Origin of the sequence: Lactobacillus sp. B4005 (assembly GCF_026536045.1) — a bacterium.
In the GTDB taxonomy this organism is placed as follows: domain Bacteria; phylum Bacillota; class Bacilli; order Lactobacillales; family Lactobacillaceae; genus Lactobacillus; species Lactobacillus panisapium.
Window position 1 is genome coordinate 822,258 of the sequence record NZ_JAFNOZ010000001.1, and the last position, 17,443, is coordinate 839,700.

At 38.8% G+C, this 17,443-nt stretch carries 17 protein-coding genes and 1 other annotated feature (1 of these 18 running past the window's edge); of the genes, 3 read left to right on the forward strand and 14 right to left on the reverse strand.

Translation table 11 applies throughout. The features are described 5' to 3' along the window. Window position 1: 1 nt before the first annotated feature. Window positions 2-925: a dihydroorotate dehydrogenase gene (locus J3U73_RS04010; RefSeq protein ID WP_267409659.1), complete on the reverse strand. Its 924-nt coding sequence runs from the start codon at window positions 923-925 to the stop codon at window positions 2-4. 241 nt (window positions 926-1,166) lie between these two features. Between J3U73_RS04010 and pyrF the strand changes: the two genes are divergently transcribed. Further along, window positions 1,167-1,874: an orotidine-5'-phosphate decarboxylase gene (pyrF, locus tag J3U73_RS04015; protein WP_267409660.1), complete on the forward strand. Its 708-nt coding sequence runs from the start codon at window positions 1,167-1,169 to the stop codon at window positions 1,872-1,874. Then, window positions 1,875-2,513: an orotate phosphoribosyltransferase gene (gene pyrE / locus J3U73_RS04020; RefSeq protein WP_267393306.1), complete on the forward strand. Its 639-nt coding sequence runs from the start codon at window positions 1,875-1,877 to the stop codon at window positions 2,511-2,513. 60 nt (window positions 2,514-2,573) lie between these two features. Here the strand turns inward: pyrE and J3U73_RS04025 are convergent, their stop codons facing one another. The 10 genes from J3U73_RS04025 to J3U73_RS04070 all read right to left on the reverse strand — a co-directional run bounded on the left by J3U73_RS04025 (window position 2,574) and on the right by J3U73_RS04070 (window position 12,009). After that, complete coding sequence (locus tag J3U73_RS04025; RefSeq protein WP_220268166.1) at window positions 2,574-3,752, reverse strand: MFS transporter; 1,179 nt, start codon at window positions 3,750-3,752, stop codon at window positions 2,574-2,576. A 243-nt stretch (window positions 3,753-3,995) separates the two neighbouring features. Beyond that, window positions 3,996-5,333, reverse strand: coding sequence for a type I glutamate--ammonia ligase (gene glnA, locus J3U73_RS04030; protein ID WP_267393310.1), 1,338 nt, complete (start codon window positions 5,331-5,333; stop codon window positions 3,996-3,998). A gap of 184 nt (window positions 5,334-5,517) precedes the next feature. After that, a complete protein-coding gene (locus tag J3U73_RS04035; RefSeq protein ID WP_103751847.1) occupies window positions 5,518-6,765 on the reverse strand; it encodes an aminotransferase class I/II-fold pyridoxal phosphate-dependent enzyme in 1,248 nt (415 codons plus the stop codon). Then, window positions 6,758-7,678 carry a tRNA (adenosine(37)-N6)-dimethylallyltransferase MiaA gene (gene miaA, locus J3U73_RS04040; protein WP_220268168.1) on the reverse strand — a complete coding sequence of 307 codons (921 nt, stop codon included), beginning with the start codon at window positions 7,676-7,678 and terminating at the stop codon, window positions 6,758-6,760. Before miaA ends, J3U73_RS04035 begins: the two co-directional genes overlap by 8 nt. Before the next feature lie 78 nt (window positions 7,679-7,756). Continuing rightward, a complete protein-coding gene (locus tag J3U73_RS04045) occupies window positions 7,757-8,161 on the reverse strand; it encodes a rhodanese-like domain-containing protein (protein WP_103751849.1) in 405 nt (134 codons plus the stop codon). A 49-nt stretch (window positions 8,162-8,210) separates the two neighbouring features. Further along, window positions 8,211-8,429: a YqgQ family protein gene (locus tag J3U73_RS04050; protein WP_220268169.1), complete on the reverse strand. Its 219-nt coding sequence runs from the start codon at window positions 8,427-8,429 to the stop codon at window positions 8,211-8,213. Continuing rightward, on the reverse strand, window positions 8,426-9,109 hold the full coding sequence (locus J3U73_RS04055) for a rhomboid family intramembrane serine protease (RefSeq protein ID WP_103751851.1): 684 nt from the start codon (window positions 9,107-9,109) through the stop codon (window positions 8,426-8,428). Before J3U73_RS04055 ends, J3U73_RS04050 begins: the two co-directional genes overlap by 4 nt. A gap of 11 nt (window positions 9,110-9,120) precedes the next feature. After that, window positions 9,121-9,693 carry a 5-formyltetrahydrofolate cyclo-ligase gene (locus tag J3U73_RS04060; RefSeq protein WP_267409662.1) on the reverse strand — a complete coding sequence of 191 codons (573 nt, stop codon included), beginning with the start codon at window positions 9,691-9,693 and terminating at the stop codon, window positions 9,121-9,123. Window positions 9,694-9,747: 54 nt separating this feature from the next. Then, window positions 9,748-9,897, reverse strand: coding sequence for a 50S ribosomal protein L33 (gene rpmG, locus J3U73_RS04065; protein ID WP_081945351.1), 150 nt, complete (start codon window positions 9,895-9,897; stop codon window positions 9,748-9,750). Window positions 9,898-9,981: 84 nt separating this feature from the next. Continuing rightward, window positions 9,982-12,009: a peptidoglycan D,D-transpeptidase FtsI family protein gene (locus tag J3U73_RS04070; RefSeq protein ID WP_267409707.1), complete on the reverse strand. Its 2,028-nt coding sequence runs from the start codon at window positions 12,007-12,009 to the stop codon at window positions 9,982-9,984. A 326-nt stretch (window positions 12,010-12,335) separates the two neighbouring features. Here J3U73_RS04070 and J3U73_RS04075 point away from each other — a divergent pair, with 326 nt between their 5' ends. Next, complete coding sequence (locus tag J3U73_RS04075) at window positions 12,336-13,250, forward strand: N-acetylglucosamine kinase (protein ID WP_220234668.1); 915 nt, start codon at window positions 12,336-12,338, stop codon at window positions 13,248-13,250. A 68-nt stretch (window positions 13,251-13,318) separates the two neighbouring features. On the opposite strand, the gene greA is transcribed toward J3U73_RS04075, so the two are convergent. The 3 genes from greA to pheS all read right to left on the reverse strand — a co-directional run bounded on the left by greA (window position 13,319) and on the right by pheS (window position 17,339). After that, entirely contained in the window at window positions 13,319-13,795 is a 477-nt protein-coding gene (gene greA, locus J3U73_RS04080; protein WP_103751854.1) for a transcription elongation factor GreA, read from the reverse strand. A gap of 77 nt (window positions 13,796-13,872) precedes the next feature. After that, window positions 13,873-16,290 carry a phenylalanine--tRNA ligase subunit beta gene (pheT, locus tag J3U73_RS04085; protein WP_267409663.1) on the reverse strand — a complete coding sequence of 806 codons (2,418 nt, stop codon included), beginning with the start codon at window positions 16,288-16,290 and terminating at the stop codon, window positions 13,873-13,875. After that, window positions 16,290-17,339, reverse strand: a complete 1,050-nt coding sequence (gene pheS, locus J3U73_RS04090) for a phenylalanine--tRNA ligase subunit alpha (RefSeq protein ID WP_103751856.1) — start codon at window positions 17,337-17,339, stop codon at window positions 16,290-16,292. The genes pheT and pheS overlap by 1 nt, the downstream gene beginning before the upstream one ends. A gap of 40 nt (window positions 17,340-17,379) precedes the next feature. Beyond that, window positions 17,380-17,443 (reverse strand) — a binding site (T-box leader); it runs 141 nt beyond the window's last position.

Sequence of the window (17,443 nt, forward strand, 5' to 3'; positions counted from 1 at the left end):
ACTAATTAAATTCTACTTGACCAACTAAGTCATTAATATCAGCAACACCTAATTTTTCAAGTATTGCAGGCAAATCTTGCGCAATGTGCGGACAAATAAGGGCATCCTTAAAGTGTGCACTGCCAACAGCTACTGCATTTGCTCCAGCTAGCATAAACTCAACTACATCTTGAGCACTTTCAATACCACCCATGCCAATAATCGGCAAGTCCGTTACTTGGCGAACCTGATTAATTTGATACAAAGCAATTGGCTTAACACCCTCACCAGAATAGCCGCCAATATTATTACCAAGACGCGGTTTGCGGGTTTCAATATTGATCCTCATTCCGGTAACGGTGTTAATCATGGATAAGCCATCTGCACCACCCGCTTCGGCAGCCTTGGCAATTTCGGTCACGCTCGTGACATTAGGCGTCAGTTTAATGTAAATTGGCACATCCACGACTGCTTTAATCGCTGCTGTTAACTCCTCAATTAAAGCTGGTTGAACGCCAAAGGTCATTCCGCCTTCAGCCACATTTGGACAGGAAAAATTAATTTCTAAGGCATTTACTTTGCCCGAATCTGCTAATTTACGGGCAACTTCAATATAGCCTGTCTTACTTTCGCCACCAACACTAGCCATTAATGGCAATTCGGGATATTGCTTTTTAATTGGCGGCAACTTAGCCGTAATTACTTCATCGACTCCAGGATTAGTAAGTCCCACAGAGTTTAGAACACCCTCATCGAGAACCGCTATTTGTGGCTGTGGGTTACCAATTCGTGCTTCAGGTGTTGTGGTTTTAATGACTAACGCACCTAATTCGTTTAAATCAAACTTTTTCGCCGCAGGCACATCACCGAACCCAAAAGTACCACTGGCCGGCATAAGTGGATTTTTCATCGTTAGTCCTGGTAAATTAACGTTAATTTTTGTCATCTTTTCCTCCAAAAAATGAATGCTCTCCGTCATTACAATTATTTTTGGGTCTATTTTACACGTTTTCTCATTTTTTAAAAGCAAAATTTTTGTTGTATTTTGCCTATCCCGGTGGTAAGCTCTTAATTAACGAACTTTAAACGGTACAGAGAGACCGCAAGTTAAACACGACTTAAATAAAAAAAAGTCTATTTTGATGCACTCTCGTACCAGAATAGGCTTTTTTGCTTGTGGAGGTTTTATGAAAAAAGCAGTATTTGTAGCTTTGGACTATGACAATTTATCTGATGTTCAACAATTGTTAAAACAGTTGGGCGCGCCCAAAGAAACTTATTTAAAAGTGGGAATGGAACTCTTTTATCATTCTGGCTCTGAATTCGTTTCTGAACTAGTTCAGAAAGGTTATCATATTTTTTTAGATTTAAAGTTGCACGATATCCCTAATACCGTATATGGAGCAGCTAAACAATTGGCCCAGCTAGGGATTGATTGCACAACGATTCACGCTCTTGGTGGTAGTGCAATGATTGCAGCAGCAAAGAAAGGCTTAATTGAAGGTACAAAAGCTGGCAATGAAGTGCCCAAGCTTTTAGCAGTAACTGAATTAACCTCGATTTCAGACCAAATTTTAACAGACGAACAAAACTGTTCATTACCCATGACCAAGCAAGTGGTTAGCCTTGCTAAAACCGCTAAAAATTCTGGAGCAGATGGCGTTATCTGCTCACCGCTGGAAGTTAGCAATCTGCGTAGTCAAGTTGGAGAGGACTTTCTCTACGTAACTCCCGGAATCCGGTTAGCAGAAAATCAAAATGGCGATCAAAAACGCGTTGCGACACCTCAAAAAGCTAAAGAATACGGCTCAAGTGCAATTGTGGTTGGCCGTCCGATTACGCAGGCTAAGGAACCAGCTATTGTCTATGAAAAAATTAAGAAGGAGTTTAATTAAATGTTTCAAGAACAAATCATTAATAAACTAGTTGAACAGAAAATCATTACAATTTCCCCAAGCAAACCATATACCTATGCCAGTGGAATGCTTTCACCAATCTATACTGATTTACGGTTAACAGTCTCATACCCCGATTTACGGGACTGGATTGCTACCGATCTTGCCGACTTAATTAAAAAGAATTATCCAGATGTCACAATTATTGGTGGTGTAGCAACCGCTGGAATCCCTCATGCGGCTTGGGTTGCAGCTAAATTAGCGTTACCAATGATTTATGTTCGTCCTGAACCCAAAGATCATGGTAAGGGTAGACAAATTGAGGGGCGATTTAGTGCAAACGATAAAATTGTTTTAATAGATGATTTAATCACGACTGGTGGTTCCGTCTTAAATGCTGTCAAAGCTACTAAAAATGAAGGCGGCAATGTTATCGGTGTTGCTTCTATTTTTACTTATTATTTAAAAGATACTAAGCAAAACTTTGCCAAAGCTGGTGTTAATTTCAGTCCCTTATTAACTTATCCTGAACTATTAAAAAAAGAGCAAGAAATGAATTATATCAGTGTTAAGGAATATGAAGCATTAAAAACCTGGCACGAAGACCCGTGGGCATGGGGTGAAAAATTTAATAACTAAAAAAATTTAATAACTAAAATAAAAACCGATTACCAATATCAGTTGGTGATCGGATTTTTATTAATGATTGTTAATTGCATTATTGAGCCGTTTACGGTAACGGAAATATACCAAGAGCATGAGTGGCAGTAAAATCAATTGAATAGGGTAAAAGTACTTTACAGGTAAGATATCATTGACAAAACCCATGATTATTGGGCCAAAGGACATCCCAACATCCAGTCCAAGATAAAATGTACTACTTGCCAGGCCCTGCTCACTGATCGGAGCTAATAGTAACGCGGTCGACTGTAAGATTGAATAAATGACACCGTACCCAATAGCCATAAACGCCGCTGCCAAGACCATAATCCAGTTATCTTTCATCACTGAAAGCAATACGATGTAAATAAAAGTTGAGGCTAAACTAATCCAGAACCAGACTCCAAATGGAACAGTATCAAATAAATTCTTTAGCATAATTCTAATTAAAAGTAAGACTAGCGCATAGATTAAAAAGAAGGAACTAACAGCAACATGCAAATGTCTTTCTTCAGCATATGTAACCAAATCAGCTTGGGTGGCAAAATAAGGAAAAGCAAACAAAGTGGTTAACAGTGCGATTGGTAATACATTTTTCTGAATAATTTTAAGGTGGTGTGATAAATCTTGTTTTTTGACATGCTTTCGCGGGTTCGCCCGATTACCAACAAATTGAATCATAATCACCATTAAAAATGACGAGAAAGCTGATGCAATTATAGCTTCCCGGTAACCAATCTTTTGATAGATATTAATTGCTAAAGCTGGTGCAACTGCCATTGCCAACGCATTCATCAGACCATAAAAGCCCATAGCCTGACCGACATATTGCCGCGGAACTAAAAATGCTAACCAAGTAGTCATACAAACGGTGCATAATACAAAACCGGTTCCATTAATAATGCGAAACAGTAATAGCCAGCCGCTAGCCGGTGCAAAAACATAGCCAATGACACCGATCATAATCAAAATTCCACCAATAAAGGAAAGCTGATATTTTGAAAATTTATCAGTTAAATTACCGGCAATAGGCCGCAAAAACATTGCTGCAATACTCATAATACCAACAATAATACCGGCAAATGCACTGCTTGCACCTAAACTTTTGGCATAACCGTTGATTAATGGGTTAACGAACATCGTGCTAAACATAAAGAAAAACGATGCTGCCATCACTAATATAACATCCTTAGTATAAATTGATTTTCCCTTAGCCATTTTCTCCTCACTATCTCTAAAAAATAGTTAATATTAATATTCTAGCACTTCTATGGCTTATAAGTAACAGATGCTAACTAAATAGGCGGTTCGTTTTTGCTAATATAAGTGGCTTAATGAGTATAGTTCTACAATTCTTTTAGAAAATTGGTCTACCTCATAAAACACAAAAACACTGAATCAATTAGATCCAGTGTTTTATTATTTTATATTTACCAGTAAGAAAGTTGTTGGTTTTCTTAATTAGTAACCCATGTATCTGTTTCTTTCCCAATCAGAAACAGTTTCAGCATATTGCGACCATTCAAGTTCTTTAGAGCTTGTAAAACTTTGAGTTAAGTGCTTTCCAAGAGCATCTTGAATTAACTTGTCTTCCTTAAAAGCTTTAAGAGCATTGTGCAAAGTTGAAGGCAATGGCTTAATTCCCATCTTATTTCTCTGCTCTTCGCTAACATCAAATAAGTTGCAGTTGATTGGATCCATTGGCATTTCTTCTCTCTTAATACCATCAAGTCCTGCAGCAAGACATGCGGCCAATAATAAGTATGGGTTAGCCGTCGGGTCAGCTGAACGCATTTCCAATCTGGTGTTAACCTCTTCAGCCGAAGGTACGCGAACCATTGGTGAACGATTCTTTGAAGCCCAAGAAATATATACAGGTGCTTCATAGCCAGGAATCAATCTCTTGTATGAGTTGACTGTTGGGTTAGCTACAGCAGTGATTGCACGTGCATGATTTAAGATACCATTTAAAAAGTAAAGCGCTGTATTAGACAAGTGGAATTTATTATTCTTGTCGTAAAAAGCATTTTTACCATTTTTGAATAACGACATATTCGTGTGCATTCCGTTACCAGCTTGCCCCTGTAATGGTTTAGCCATGAATGTAGCGAATAATCCATGCTTTTTAGCAATTTCACGAACAACCATCTTAAAGGTTTGAACCCGGTCGGCTGTGGTTAATGCGTCATCAAACTTAAAGTCGATTTCTTGTTGACCGTCACCAACTTCATGGTGCGCTGCTTCAACTTCAAACCCAATACTTTCCAAAGTTTCAACGATGTCACGTCTACAACTAGCACTTTCATCATTAGAAGTAAGATCAAAGTATGAAGCGTGATCAGGAACCTTTGTGGTCCAGTTCCCATTTTCATCAAGCTTAAGTAAATGAAATTCAGCTTCAAAACCAATATCAAACGCGGAAAAGCCCATATCCTTCATTTGTTCAACAATCCGCTTCAAATTGTTCCGCGGATCCCCTGCAAATGGCTTACCATCTGTCATATGAACAGAACAAATTAAGCAGCCAATCTTACCCCCCTGGCTATCTGTCCAAGGTAATACTGACCAAGTTGAGAAATCTGGATATAAAACCATATCGCTTTCTTCTAAGCGAACAAAACCATCAATTGAAGAGCCGTCAAACCGAACATCATTGGTGAGAACCTTTTCCAGTTGACTATTAGGCACCTCAACTGCCTTGAGTGTCCCATTAATGTCAGTAAAAGTTAGTCGAATAAAACGAACATCGTCATTAGCGACGCTTTTTCTTATATCATCTGCTGTAATTTTCTTTGTCATGCTTTTCCACCTAAAAAATATAAACAACTTGTAATTGGTATAGCCTAGACAAGTACTCAACTCCCTGCCTAAAACTTGATTATTACATTAGCAAAACATTAAATAAAAGTCAAAGTGGTCTAACCACTTTTTGCTAATCTTTACCAAAGTTTTACTTTAATTAAAGCCCTTTTCAAAGCAAAAATTAATTTTGGAAAAAGAGCTCATTAACTGCATTAGTGATAGCAATCTTGACATGAGCATATGTCAAGCCACCTTGCATATAAATCGCGTATGGCGGCCGAATTGGTCCATCGCCTGAGAATTCGATGCTTGCACCTTCGACAAATGAACCATCTGCCATGATTACCTGATCCTCATAACCAGTATCATTACTTGGGACAGGATCAACGAACGAGTTAATTGGAGAATTTTCTTGCAGTGCTTTAGCAAATCTAATCATCTTATCTTTATCATGGAAGATAACTGCCTGAATTAAGTCTGTCCGATCATCATCCCATTTTGGTGATACTTGAGCACCCATTCTGGCCAATAAGGCAGAAGAATAAATTGCCCCTTTAATCGCATTACCAGTAACACTTGGTGAAATAAACAAGCCTTCAAAATAGTCAAGGTTGTTGTTAAGACTGGCACCTTCTTCTCTACCAATTCCTCCAGCCGTGAGTCTGGCGGCAGTATTTTCAATTAATTCATGTTTACCAACAACATAACCACCAACTTTAGCCAATCCACCGCCAGCATTTTTAATTAATGACCCAGCCATTAAGTCGGCCCCAAACTCAGTCGGTTCATGCTTTTCGGAAAATTCACCATAGCAATTATCAACAAAGACAATACTATTAGGACTAACTTCACGAATCATCGCAATCATCGGCTTGATTTTTTCAACCGTAAAGCTTTGACGTGTGTCATAGCCACGAGAGCGCTGAATGACAACCATCTTAGGTTGGTGCTCAGATAACAACTTGCGAGCTGCTGCAAAATCAACGTCTCCGTCTTTTAAAGGAACATGGGAAAACTTAACGCCATATGACTTTAAGCTTCCTCGGCCGTCGCCCGCAATTCCAATTACTTGTTGCAGTGTATCATATGGCATACCAGTAATATAAGTTAGCTCGTCTCCTGGCAGCAAATTGCCAGCCATCGCTGTTGCTAAGGTATGAGTACCGGAGACAAATTGTGAGCGAACTAAGGCATCTTCAGTATGAAAGATTTGCGCGTAAATGCGATCAAGCTTATCGCGACCACTGTCATCCGAACCATAACCAGTACTTCCGATTAAGTCAGCTTCAGCAACTGCTTTATCTTTAAAGGCTTGTAAGACCTTATTTTGGTTAAAAAGGATATTATCATCAATTTTGCTTAATTGCGGTGCAATCTGTTGATCAATTTCGTTAACAATTTGTTGTAATTCTTGCGGCCAATTATTCATTCAACCATTCCTTCACTTTCTGTTCTATCTTAATCTGACATTCTGGGTCATCTAACGGGTCAAACCAGACAACGGGCAATTGATTTCTAAAGTATGTTAGCTGTCTTTTGGCATAGCGCCGAGATGCAGCTTTAACTTTTGCGATACAATCCTCTAATGTGCTTTCGCCGGTAAAATACGGAAAAAATTCTTTATAGCCTATCGCTTGCAAAATCTGGTGCTCTTTTTCCCGATTTTGATAAACAAATTTTGCTTCGCTTAACAGTCCCTCTTGCATCATCTGATCTACCCGAAGATTAATTCTGCGATAAATTTCCTGTCTGTTTGCATTAAGACCAATAATTAAATAATCATACCGTGGCATTATTTTTTCCTGTTGTTCAGAAAACTTTTGTCCGGTTCGGTCAATAACAGTCAACGCTCGTAGTACACGTCGGGTATTATTAAGTGGAATTTTTTCGGCCGCGGCTTGATCTCGCTGGTTTAATTCCTGCCATAATTTTTCCGCTCCATTTAAAGCCAAGAATTGTTGCCACTTTTCATCAATTGCCTGCTGCTGTTCCTTCTTCTCACCTAATTGCATCTGGTTTAACAGTGCATTGACATAAAAGCCAGTTCCACCTACGAGCAGCGGTAATTCTTTTTTGGTTGCGATTGTATTGACCGCCGTTTCGGCTTGTTTAACAAAATCAACAACGGAGTATGGCTCAAAGACCGAGCGCGTGTCGACTAGGTAATGATGGACTGCTTTTTGCTCTTCAGGTGTTGCTTTGGCTGTCCCAATTGCTACTTCACGATAAACCTGCATCGAATCGCCCGACACAATAGCCGCGTTAAGCTTTTGTGCCAAAGAAATCGCCAAACTGGTTTTGCCAATCGCTGTTGGTCCTACGATTACTATGATTTTCTGCATTTTTCGCTTCCCTTTTGTACTTTTTTAATTATATATTAAAAAAACACGTTTGAAAAAAATGACAAACATGTTCCTTAATTAATATTTAGATGATTTCGTCCGTCCATTCCACTCATCAAAGCCATTTTTAAGCCATTTAATTGAAGAGAAGTGCTTTTTTTGTAAAAATCTTGCTGCACGAAGAGTTACTGATAACGAATCTGAATAAAGGTAAACTGGAAGATCTGCTCTTAATTCTGTATATTGGTACTTCAACATGGTATAAGGCAAATTCCGTGCCCCATCAATGTGCTTTCTTTTGAAGGGAGCTTTTTCCCGTAAATCAACAATCTGAGCCTTTCTCATGCCCTGATTGAACTCATCATTAGTCAAATCACCGTTACCTAAGCGCTTAGTTTGAATTTTATTCCATAGCCAAACCAGAACAAAGGCAAGGATGATAACAACCAATACCACGTCTACAATAATTAAAAAAGTTGACATAAATTTTCTTCTCTCCTATCAAAGTTTATAAAAATAATATACTCCTAAATTAGGAGCGATGCTTATTTTTCTCAAGCTTTTCTTCATATTCGTGTTCCCGGCGAAGAATTAGCTTAGCAATTAAATATTCATGCTGATCAATTAAATGCGCACGATTAATATTATCAAGCTCCAGCGCCATTAATTCAATATCCCAAATTCTTTTGCCAACATGGACCATAATGCCATATTTTTCAAGAAGTTGTTGAACATCGTATAAAGTTTTCATGATAATTTGATAACCATACCCATTCTGACAGTAGCCACACAATAGACAATTAATACGGCGGCAGCCACCACTCTTTCCTTAACAGAATAATGGTGGGTTGTCCGATCACCGAGGATAATTGCAATTAGAAAGCCGACTGCTAAACCGCCAATATGGCCCTGAATATCGATATTAGGCGAAAACAAATCAAGCACAATATTAATCACAGCTAGCCAAAAAGCCTGCTTACCTAAATAAGAAATAACTGGATTGGCACGATTCTTAACTGCTACTGCGGTCATGGCGCCAAATAGGCCAAATAACGCAGTCGATGCACCAGCACTTAAAGAACTGTCACTACCAAGAGCCAAGCTAAGCAAATTGCCCCCAACACCAGCGGATAGATACAGAAGTAAAAAACGCCAGTGGCCCAATAATGGTTCAATATAAGTACCAATGTAATAGATCATCACCGCATTAGAAGCTAAATGCATGATCCCAATATGTAAAAACTGAGCCGTAAATAAACGCCACCATTGGTTTTGTCCCACAACAGCAAGATTATTCATTGCGCCCATTTTTACTAAAACATAGGCATTCTCTGAACCACCTTGCATCACTTCAATTAAAAAGACTACCAAAAGTGTTAGTAAAATGGCAACAGTAATATAACAGTTTTTCAAATATTGTCGTTGATTCATCTTAACCTCATTTATTTTTGCAAGATTGAATTAGGCGTAATAATAGTTTGAATCGGGACATCTGTTTGTTCAACATTCCAAGTCGCGGTTTCAAAAATCATTTGTGAGTTTGCCAAAGCAACAGTTGCTGCATTCGGATGTTTAGCTAAAAATCTGTCGTAGTATCCCCCACCAAATCCAACACGTTGATGGGAATCGCGAGCAAAGGCCAAACCAGGAACAATGATTAAGTCAAGTTGGTTATTGACTTTTGCCTTAGGATCTTCAACTTCCTCAACACCAAATTTTGTTTTACCAAGCTTCGTAGTGTAATTATATGAAAGAAAATCTTGTGAACGTTCAGGATTGTCATTAGCGCGGGCTAAATAGACATCCTTACCCTGATCCCATAAATAGGCAATTAATTTAGAGGTATCGACTTCATATGATAAAGAAGAAGTTACTCCAATACTTTCCTTTCCATCTAAAATTTGTGAATTAATGAAATTCGTGAGCAAAGCTTGATCTTCAGTATCTTTTTCAGTACTATCCGCAAAACTGCTCAATCTTTCTTTTTGTTTTTGCCGTAGTTCTTTTTTATTCATGCTTATTCCATACAAAAAATAGCAGGAGCATAGGCCCTTGCTATAGTTAGTTTATTACTTAGTTTCACGATGAAGAGTCGTATGTCTTTCAACTGGGCAATACTTCTTCAAACTTAAACGTTCCGGATGCTTACGCTTGTTTTTCTTAGATAAGTAACTTCTATCTCCACATTCGGTGCATTCCAAAATGATGTTATCTGCCATTTCTTTCACCACCTAAATTCTTTATTCTGACTGTATAAGTTTAGCATTTCTCTGGACTTTTTACCAGCGATAATTACCAAATTTCTATTTTTTATGTAGTTTAAAGTAATCTTGAACCATTGCCTTAGTCATTTGCAGCGTATAAGACCCTTCTAATTCTGGGTCTAAGCCTGGAAAGACAACAGCCGTAGCAATTTCCGCATTGTTAGAAGGTGCATACCCGACAAAGGTGGCATTAACCAACTCCGGCGGATTTTTCTGGTTAGGGTGATCAGGATCATAGTAAAAGGTTTGCGCCGTACCAGATTTACCTGAAATCGATGGTTTGACATCCTTTAGTTTGTGGGCCGTTCCCCAAGAATTGGTACCATGAACTACCCGCCAAAAACCTTGCCGCACAACATCTAATTCACTTGGGGTCCAAGGAATTTTCAGCTGGACATTAGGCTTTTTATTATAGTCAATGTAAACCTTTTTGCCATTACTTGCTGTTCGACCAATTGACTGCACAACATATGGCTGCATCCTATAGCCACCGTTGGCAATAGTTGAAACATATTGCACCATTTGAATTGGCGTGTAGGCGTCATAGTTACCGTATGACAGGTCAAGAACAGAACCAGAAAGAATATTTCCGTGTTCGTTAAAAGACTTACCCTGAATGCCTGATATTTCACCCGGCAAGTCAACGCCGGTTTTTTGACCCAACCCAAACATGTTAAAGTTATGCCGCAAAGTATCAAATGCGGTCGAAGGCATATGAATGTCTTGTTTAGGAATATATTTTGCATGTACCCAGTTCATCGCCAAGTGCATCATGTAAATGTTACTGGAAACTTCCAAAGCGGTCGAAGCATCAAGAGCACCAAAGGTTCCAACCGGATAAACTGATTTTTTAATCGGTGTTCCTGGAAGATAAACTGGCGTATCCGGTAAGACATTATTAGTTGGCGTGATTACGTTATTGATTAAACCGCCACTAACCATTGCTCCCTTAACAGCAGACCCCATAACAAATGCTTGGTTAATTACACCGAGAGCATTGTTAGTTGTTTTATTCTTCTTCGGATCACGACTAATACCGGCTACAGCTAATAATGCACCTGTTTTAGGATTCATTGCAACCGCATAAGCACCATTAGAATAGCGAGCCGCACCAGAAGCAATTGCTGAAGAATATATTTGTTGTAAAGAGTTCTGCACTTCTTTTTGATATTTGGCATCTAAGGTCAAAACTAAGCTTGCTCCAGCCTGACCAGAGTAAACTGACTTAGTTTGTTCAATGTTGCCTGAACTCTTAGTCCAAATTTTGCTAGTGGATTTAGTTCCCTTTAATAAAGGCTCATATTCTTGTTCTAAGTAGGAAGTACCCACGCGATCATTACGAGAATAACCGTTAGTTAAATAATATTGTAAATTATCACTTGGCAAGCCGGCCTTTTCTGTTGATACAGATCCGATAATACTCTGAATTGAAGACCCGTTAGGATATGATCTCTGCCAATCTGTTCCAATTCCAACACCGGGTAAATCGGATAAGTGCTCCCCAACTTCAGCTATTTCTTTATCAGTCAAATCGCTGTTTTTTAAATAAATTGTCGATAAAGTATAGGCACCCGAGATTTTGTTATAAATCAGAGCCGCCGTTTTTTCCCGATCGGTTAATTTAATGTGTTCAGCCCGCACTTGGTCATGAATTCTATTATTGATTAGTTCATCATCTTCTGTTGCCCTGATTGACTTGGGCACTTTAGCGGTTTCTTTTGTACTATTTTTCTTATCACCCAAGTAATAATCAATCACTTGTTGTTCAGTTGGTTTTTCGTTCTTGATCCGAATATACTGGCTGAGCTTATTTGAAATAGAATAAATATCATCAGCAGTTGTAGAAACACTTTTGGTGTAAGTAATAGCATTTTTGGCTTTATTACCAACCAAAATACGGCCCTTGCTGTCATACATCACTCCCCGAGGTACTTGGCTGGAAACGACGGCGGAATTTGATTTTTGTACTTCGGCTTTAAACCGCGACCCATAGCCAATTTGCAGATAAGCCAGCTGCCCAATTAAAGTCGCAAAAAGTACAAAAATAATCGCCAAAATGATTTTCATTCTAATTGGCGTTGAAGGTTGATTTTTTGTACTATTAGATTTAGTTTTTCGATTATTCTTAAAAAATTTCACGTAACTCAAACCTCACTAAACTAGTGGTTATTTTACCAAAAACTAGGGTGCAATTCTATTAGTTGGACATTGCTTTGACAAAATTTTACCAGATTTTAGTTAATCCGCATAATTGCGCTGTTTTAATTATCATCATTCTCTGTCAGGATAGAAGAACTTGAAAGCCTTTTGCTAAAATATCTTCTGTATTTATTTCTTTTGTAATAAAATAAATAATATAAAGACTAAGATTAAAATGGAAAGAAGAAACAAAAATGACACTTGAATACCAAATTGGTGTTGATGCTGGTGGTACTCATACTACCGCAATCGCCTATGATATGAGCGGTCAAGAAATTGAACGCAGTGAAGCTGGCCCCGGACAAGTTAATACAGATTACGACAATGCAATTAGTAATATTACCGGAGCTATTAACCAACTAATTGACCAAATTGACGGTGATTGCCAACGGATTTTATGTGGTATGGCTGGACTTTCAGTAATCGGGCATGCACCTGAAGTAGCTGCAGAAATTTCTGCCAAGGTTAACAATTTGCCTACTAGAGCTGTAACAGATTCACTACTTGCCTTGTATAGCGGGCTTGAAGGTGAAGATGGTGGACTAGTAATTGCTGGTACTGGTTCAGTCTTTAATGGCCTGCAAAAAGGGCGAATCATTACCACTGGTGGTTATGGCTCAATTTTAGGTGATGAAGGTTCTGGTTATGCAATTGCCTTAACTGCCTTAAAAGCCGCACTTTTAAGCTGGGACAAACGCGAAGAAAATGCTTTAATCCCAATGTTTAATGACCTATTTAAGACTGATAATATTGTCGATGGGACCGCTAAATTCTACCAAATGTCCAACCCAGAAGTTGCCTCAATGGCCGTTAGCGTGGCAAAGCTTGCCGATAATGGTGATCAAGATGCTACTGCTGTAATTAAAGAGCAAGCTGAATTGCTTGCCCGCGATATTATTATCGGAATGGATCGCTATGAGGAGCCTAAGCCAATGCGAATTGCTCTGACCGGATCAGTTCTAGCTAATAATGCAATGCTGCGCAACTTTTTAGAAGAAAAGGTTAAAAAGCATTACCCTAATGCGGAATTCTCTATTTCAAACGGCGAAAATGCTCGCGGTGTTATTTACGATAAAAGTAAGGATTACCGCTACTTTACAAGTCGGTAATATTTACTAAGAAATACTAAAAAACAGATTACTGGTTGCAGTAATCTGTTTTTTTTAATTAAATAGTTTTATTCTTCAACTTTGTTGATAACAACGTCGAACTTACCACCAGGGGTGGCAATAGTGACTGTTTCACCTTTTTTCTTGCCTAAAATTGCTTGTGCAATTGGTGAATCGTTAGAAATCTTTCCACTTAATGGATCAGATTCATCACTTCCGACAATGGTGTATGTTTCTGGTTCGTCTTCACCAACCTCAGTATAAGTAACAGTCTTACCAACTGCTACTTCATCGGGGTCACTTGAATTAGCATCTACCACATGAGCATACTTTAACATTTCTTCAACAACGTTAATCCGATCTTCAAGATGACTTTGCTCATCCTTAGCAGCATCATATTCTGAGTTTTCAGATAAATCACCGTAAGAACGCGCAACCTTAATTCGCTCAATTACTTCAGGACGTTTAACAACTTTTAAATTTTTTAATTCTGCCTCAAGTTTTTCTTTTCCTTCGGCAGTCATTGGATATGATTTCTCAGGCATAAAATTTCCTACTCCTTAAAGTTAAAATTCTTTTTGCACTGGTCTATAATATTGATTTCTGTGCTTAAAGTCAACCTCTAACGAATTTCCGCACCAAGTTGATTCTCTAAACTACTTGTAATTTGAGCCGTTACTTTATTAACAACTTCATCAGTTAACGTATCTTGCTCATTTAAGAAATGAAGTCGGTACGCGAGACTCTTCTTATTATTTTCAATATGTGACCCTTGATAAACATCGATTACGCGCAAGTCGTGCAAATACTTGCCACCATTTGCCTCAATTACATTTTCAATTTCTTGATTGGTAATATCTTGCTCAACTAAGATTGAAAGGTCGCGATCAATTGCCGGGAATTTAGGTGCTGCTTTGGAAACAGTCTTAGGATTAACAATTAACGGCACAATCAGATCAAGGTCTAATTCATAGCCATATAATTCGCTACCTCTCATTACCTTGCTTGAACGGGTAACGTCATGACTAATCATGCCGATCATCCCCACGTACTGCTTTTTGATATAAATTCCAGCAGTCCGAGTCGGATGCATCTTAGCAATTACCTCTGCTTTATATTCAACATCACTAGAATTGATACCAATAGCAGTGAATAAATTAGTTAATTGCCCCTTCACATAATAAAAATCAATTTTTTCTTTATCATGTTGCCAATTTTCAAAATACACGTTACCAGAATATAATGCTGCAAGATGCTCATGCTCATTGTAGGTATTGTTTTCAAAGTCATAAACACGGCCTTGCTCAAAAATTGCTAGTTGATTCTGCTTCCGCGCAATGTTGTAACTGGCAGCATCAACTAAACCAGTTAGCAAGTTTTGCCTTAATGTAGAACGACTTGAATTCAGTGGCATCTGAACTTGAACCATTTTTTGGGGTTCTCTCATAAAAGATACAGCCTTTTCAGGTGAGGTTAGCGAATAAGAAATTGCTTCAATTAATCCCTGTCCCTGAACAACATTTTTAATTCGTCTGATAGCTTCTTCTTTTTCAGAATAGCCCCCATGAGTTTCTGCTAAAACTGGCTGGGTTGATTTAATATTATCATAGCCATAAAGTCGGCCAACTTCTTCAACTAAATCAGCAGCGATAGCCACATCCCAACGTCTTGCAGGTACTTCAACAGTTAAATTATCGCCATCGATTTGTGCGGCAAAATTAAGTCTTTCAAACAAGTGTTTAATTTCAGCAGCAGAAATTGATGCGCCAAGTGTCTTATTTAAATATGAAATGGTCGTATGAATAACATCTTGCTTACGCTCAGTTTCGGTAGCGGTAATGACGCCTTCGTTGATTGTTCCGTTAGCGTCATTGCGTAATAATAAGGCAGCTATGTCAAGCGCTCTTCTAGTTGCATCCCAATTAACGCCCTTTTCATAGCGACTGGAAGCTTCGGTTCGATTAGCGTGGCGTAATGCTGCTTTTCTGATCAAAGTTGGATCAAAAATTGCTGACTCCAGAATAACATCTGTAGTGTCGTCCTTAATTTCTGAATTAAGTCCACCCATTACACCGGCCATCATAACCACTTCGTTTCCGTTCGTGATTACAATATCTTCTGGATCAAGGTCAACATTTTTATCATTAAGGAGCGTGAGTTTTTCGCCCTTGTTAGCTTTTCTAACTACCAGCTTGTTAGTTGCAAATGCTCTGGCATCATACGTATGCATCGGTTGGCCAGTTAGCAGCATCACGTAGTTAGTAACATCAACGACATTATTAACTGGGCGAATTCCGGCATTCCACAAGCGTTTTTGCAGCCAAAGCGGACTGTCAGCAACTTTTACTCCGCTAATCTTGCGTAGGTAAAACTTCGGAGCAAGCTGAGAATCAACCTCGGTGTTAAAATTGCTTGTCCAATCAGGACCATCTGCCCTTAAAGTTACGTCTTCAATTTTAACCGGCTCGTCGACAATGGCACCTACCTCGTAGGCAGAACCTTCCATTGACAGCGTATCTGCCCGGTTAGGAGTGATGTCAAAATCAAAAATATAATCATCCATTCCTAAGGGTGCAAAAGCAGCTTCACCAGGCTTAACATCAGCATCTTGAGGAAAGACATAAATTCCATCGGTATATTTTTCTGGAACAAGATTATCAGCAAAACCAATTTCTTGTAAACCACAGATCATACCATCAGATTGATAACCACGTAATTTACCCTTTTTAATTTTAACGTTGTCGGCAATGCGGGCCCCAGGAAGGGCTACAACAACATCTTCGCCTGCAGCAACATTAGGAGCACCACAGACAATTTGATGAGGTTCATCTTCACCAACATCAACGTGAGTTAAATTAAGGTGGGTGCCCTCAATTGGCTCACAGTCTAAAATATGACCGATGACGATTTTTTTCAAACCTTCTTCAGGGTGCTTTACTTCGGCGACTTCGACACCTGTCCTAGTAATTTTTTCACCTAATTCATTTGGATCCTGATCCAATTTTAGAAAATCTTGTAGCCATTGATATGAAACTAGCATTATCTTTCCTCCCTACTGAATTGTTCTAAGAAACGGACATCATTGGTATAGAAATCACGAATGTCATCAATGCCATATTTAAGAATCGCAAACCGGTCGAGTCCAACACCAAAAGCAAACCCGCCATATTTATTTGAATCAACACCAGCATTTTCAAGTACATTAGGGTGAACCATTCCTGCTCCCAAAACTTCGATCCAGCCAGTATACTTACAAATTGGACAGCCCTTGCCGTCACAGTTGAAACAGGAAACATCCATTTCGACGGATGGTTCAGTGAATGGGAAGTAACTTGGACGCAAACGTGTCTCACGATCCTGACCAAAAACATGTTTAGTCATCAATTCTAGCGTTCCCTTCAAATCACCCATCGTAATATTTTCATCAACAACGAGCCCTTCCATTTGCATGAATTGGTGTGAGTGCGTTGCATCATCATCATCACGACGATAAACCTTACCTGGGCCAACCATTTTTAAAGGACCTTTAGTAAAATCATGTTTTTCTAAAACTCGCGCCTGATCACCAGAAGTTTGCGACCGTAATAGGTCCTCCTTATCAACATAGAAGGTTTCTTGCATATCGCGAGCTGGGTGATCCTTAGGCAAGTTCATCATTTCAAAACAGTAATGGTCAGTTTCAATTTCAGGACCTTGAACAACCTGATAGCCCATTCCAATAAAATAATTTTCCAAATCATCAAGAATGATATTAATTGGATGCTTTACGCCCAGATGAGTTACCCGACCTGGCAAAGTAACATCAATTTGTTCCTTTGCGAGCTGCTCTTCAACCAACTTTTCAACGATTTCATTTTTGGCATCATCTAGTTTTTGGTTAAATAAATCCCGGACTTTGTTGACGTTTTGCCCAACTTCTCGTCTTTTTTCAGGTTCAACCTCTTTCATTGAATGCAAAATTTCAGTTAATTCACTTTTGCGTCCGACAAGTTTAACCCGAACATCATTCAGCTTTTCTTCAGTCTTAGCTTGAGAAATTTCGCTTAAGCCCTGCTCACGCAGCTCCTTCAGCCTTTCAAATAAATCCATAAATAACTATTTCCTTTCAAATAAAAAAGCTCCGTCCCCTAAAAGGGACGAAGCTTCGCGGTACCACCCTAGTTTGGGCATTAATAACCCACACTTAAGTTTTC

What these genes read in the sequence shown, in the direction of transcription:
- J3U73_RS04010 (WP_267409659.1), bottom strand. Translation starts at nt 925, where the DNA reads ATGACAAAAATTAACGTTAATTTACCAGGACTAACGATGAAAAATCCA.
- pyrF (WP_267409660.1), top strand. Translation starts at nt 1,167, where the DNA reads ATGAAAAAAGCAGTATTTGTAGCTTTGGACTATGACAATTTATCTGAT.
- pyrE (WP_267393306.1), top strand. Translation starts at nt 1,875, where the DNA reads ATGTTTCAAGAACAAATCATTAATAAACTAGTTGAACAGAAAATCATT.
- J3U73_RS04025 (WP_220268166.1), bottom strand. Translation starts at nt 3,752, where the DNA reads ATGGCTAAGGGAAAATCAATTTATACTAAGGATGTTATATTAGTGATG.
- glnA (WP_267393310.1), bottom strand. Translation starts at nt 5,333, where the DNA reads ATGACAAAGAAAATTACAGCAGATGATATAAGAAAAAGCGTCGCTAAT.
- J3U73_RS04035 (WP_103751847.1), bottom strand. Translation starts at nt 6,765, where the DNA reads ATGAATAATTGGCCGCAAGAATTACAACAAATTGTTAACGAAATTGAT.
- miaA (WP_220268168.1), bottom strand. Translation starts at nt 7,678, where the DNA reads ATGCAGAAAATCATAGTAATCGTAGGACCAACAGCGATTGGCAAAACC.
- J3U73_RS04045 (WP_103751849.1), bottom strand. Translation starts at nt 8,161, where the DNA reads ATGTCAACTTTTTTAATTATTGTAGACGTGGTATTGGTTGTTATCATC.
- J3U73_RS04050 (WP_220268169.1), bottom strand. Translation starts at nt 8,429, where the DNA reads ATGAAAACTTTATACGATGTTCAACAACTTCTTGAAAAATATGGCATT.
- J3U73_RS04055 (WP_103751851.1), bottom strand. Translation starts at nt 9,109, where the DNA reads ATGAATCAACGACAATATTTGAAAAACTGTTATATTACTGTTGCCATT.
- J3U73_RS04060 (WP_267409662.1), bottom strand. Translation starts at nt 9,693, where the DNA reads ATGAATAAAAAAGAACTACGGCAAAAACAAAAAGAAAGATTGAGCAGT.
- rpmG (WP_081945351.1), bottom strand. Translation starts at nt 9,897, where the DNA reads ATGGCAGATAACATCATTTTGGAATGCACCGAATGTGGAGATAGAAGT.
- J3U73_RS04070 (WP_267409707.1), bottom strand. Translation starts at nt 12,009, where the DNA reads ATGAAAATCATTTTGGCGATTATTTTTGTACTTTTTGCGACTTTAATT.
- J3U73_RS04075 (WP_220234668.1), top strand. Translation starts at nt 12,336, where the DNA reads ATGACACTTGAATACCAAATTGGTGTTGATGCTGGTGGTACTCATACT.
- greA (WP_103751854.1), bottom strand. Translation starts at nt 13,795, where the DNA reads ATGCCTGAGAAATCATATCCAATGACTGCCGAAGGAAAAGAAAAACTT.
- pheT (WP_267409663.1), bottom strand. Translation starts at nt 16,290, where the DNA reads ATGCTAGTTTCATATCAATGGCTACAAGATTTTCTAAAATTGGATCAG.
- pheS (WP_103751856.1), bottom strand. Translation starts at nt 17,339, where the DNA reads ATGGATTTATTTGAAAGGCTGAAGGAGCTGCGTGAGCAGGGCTTAAGC.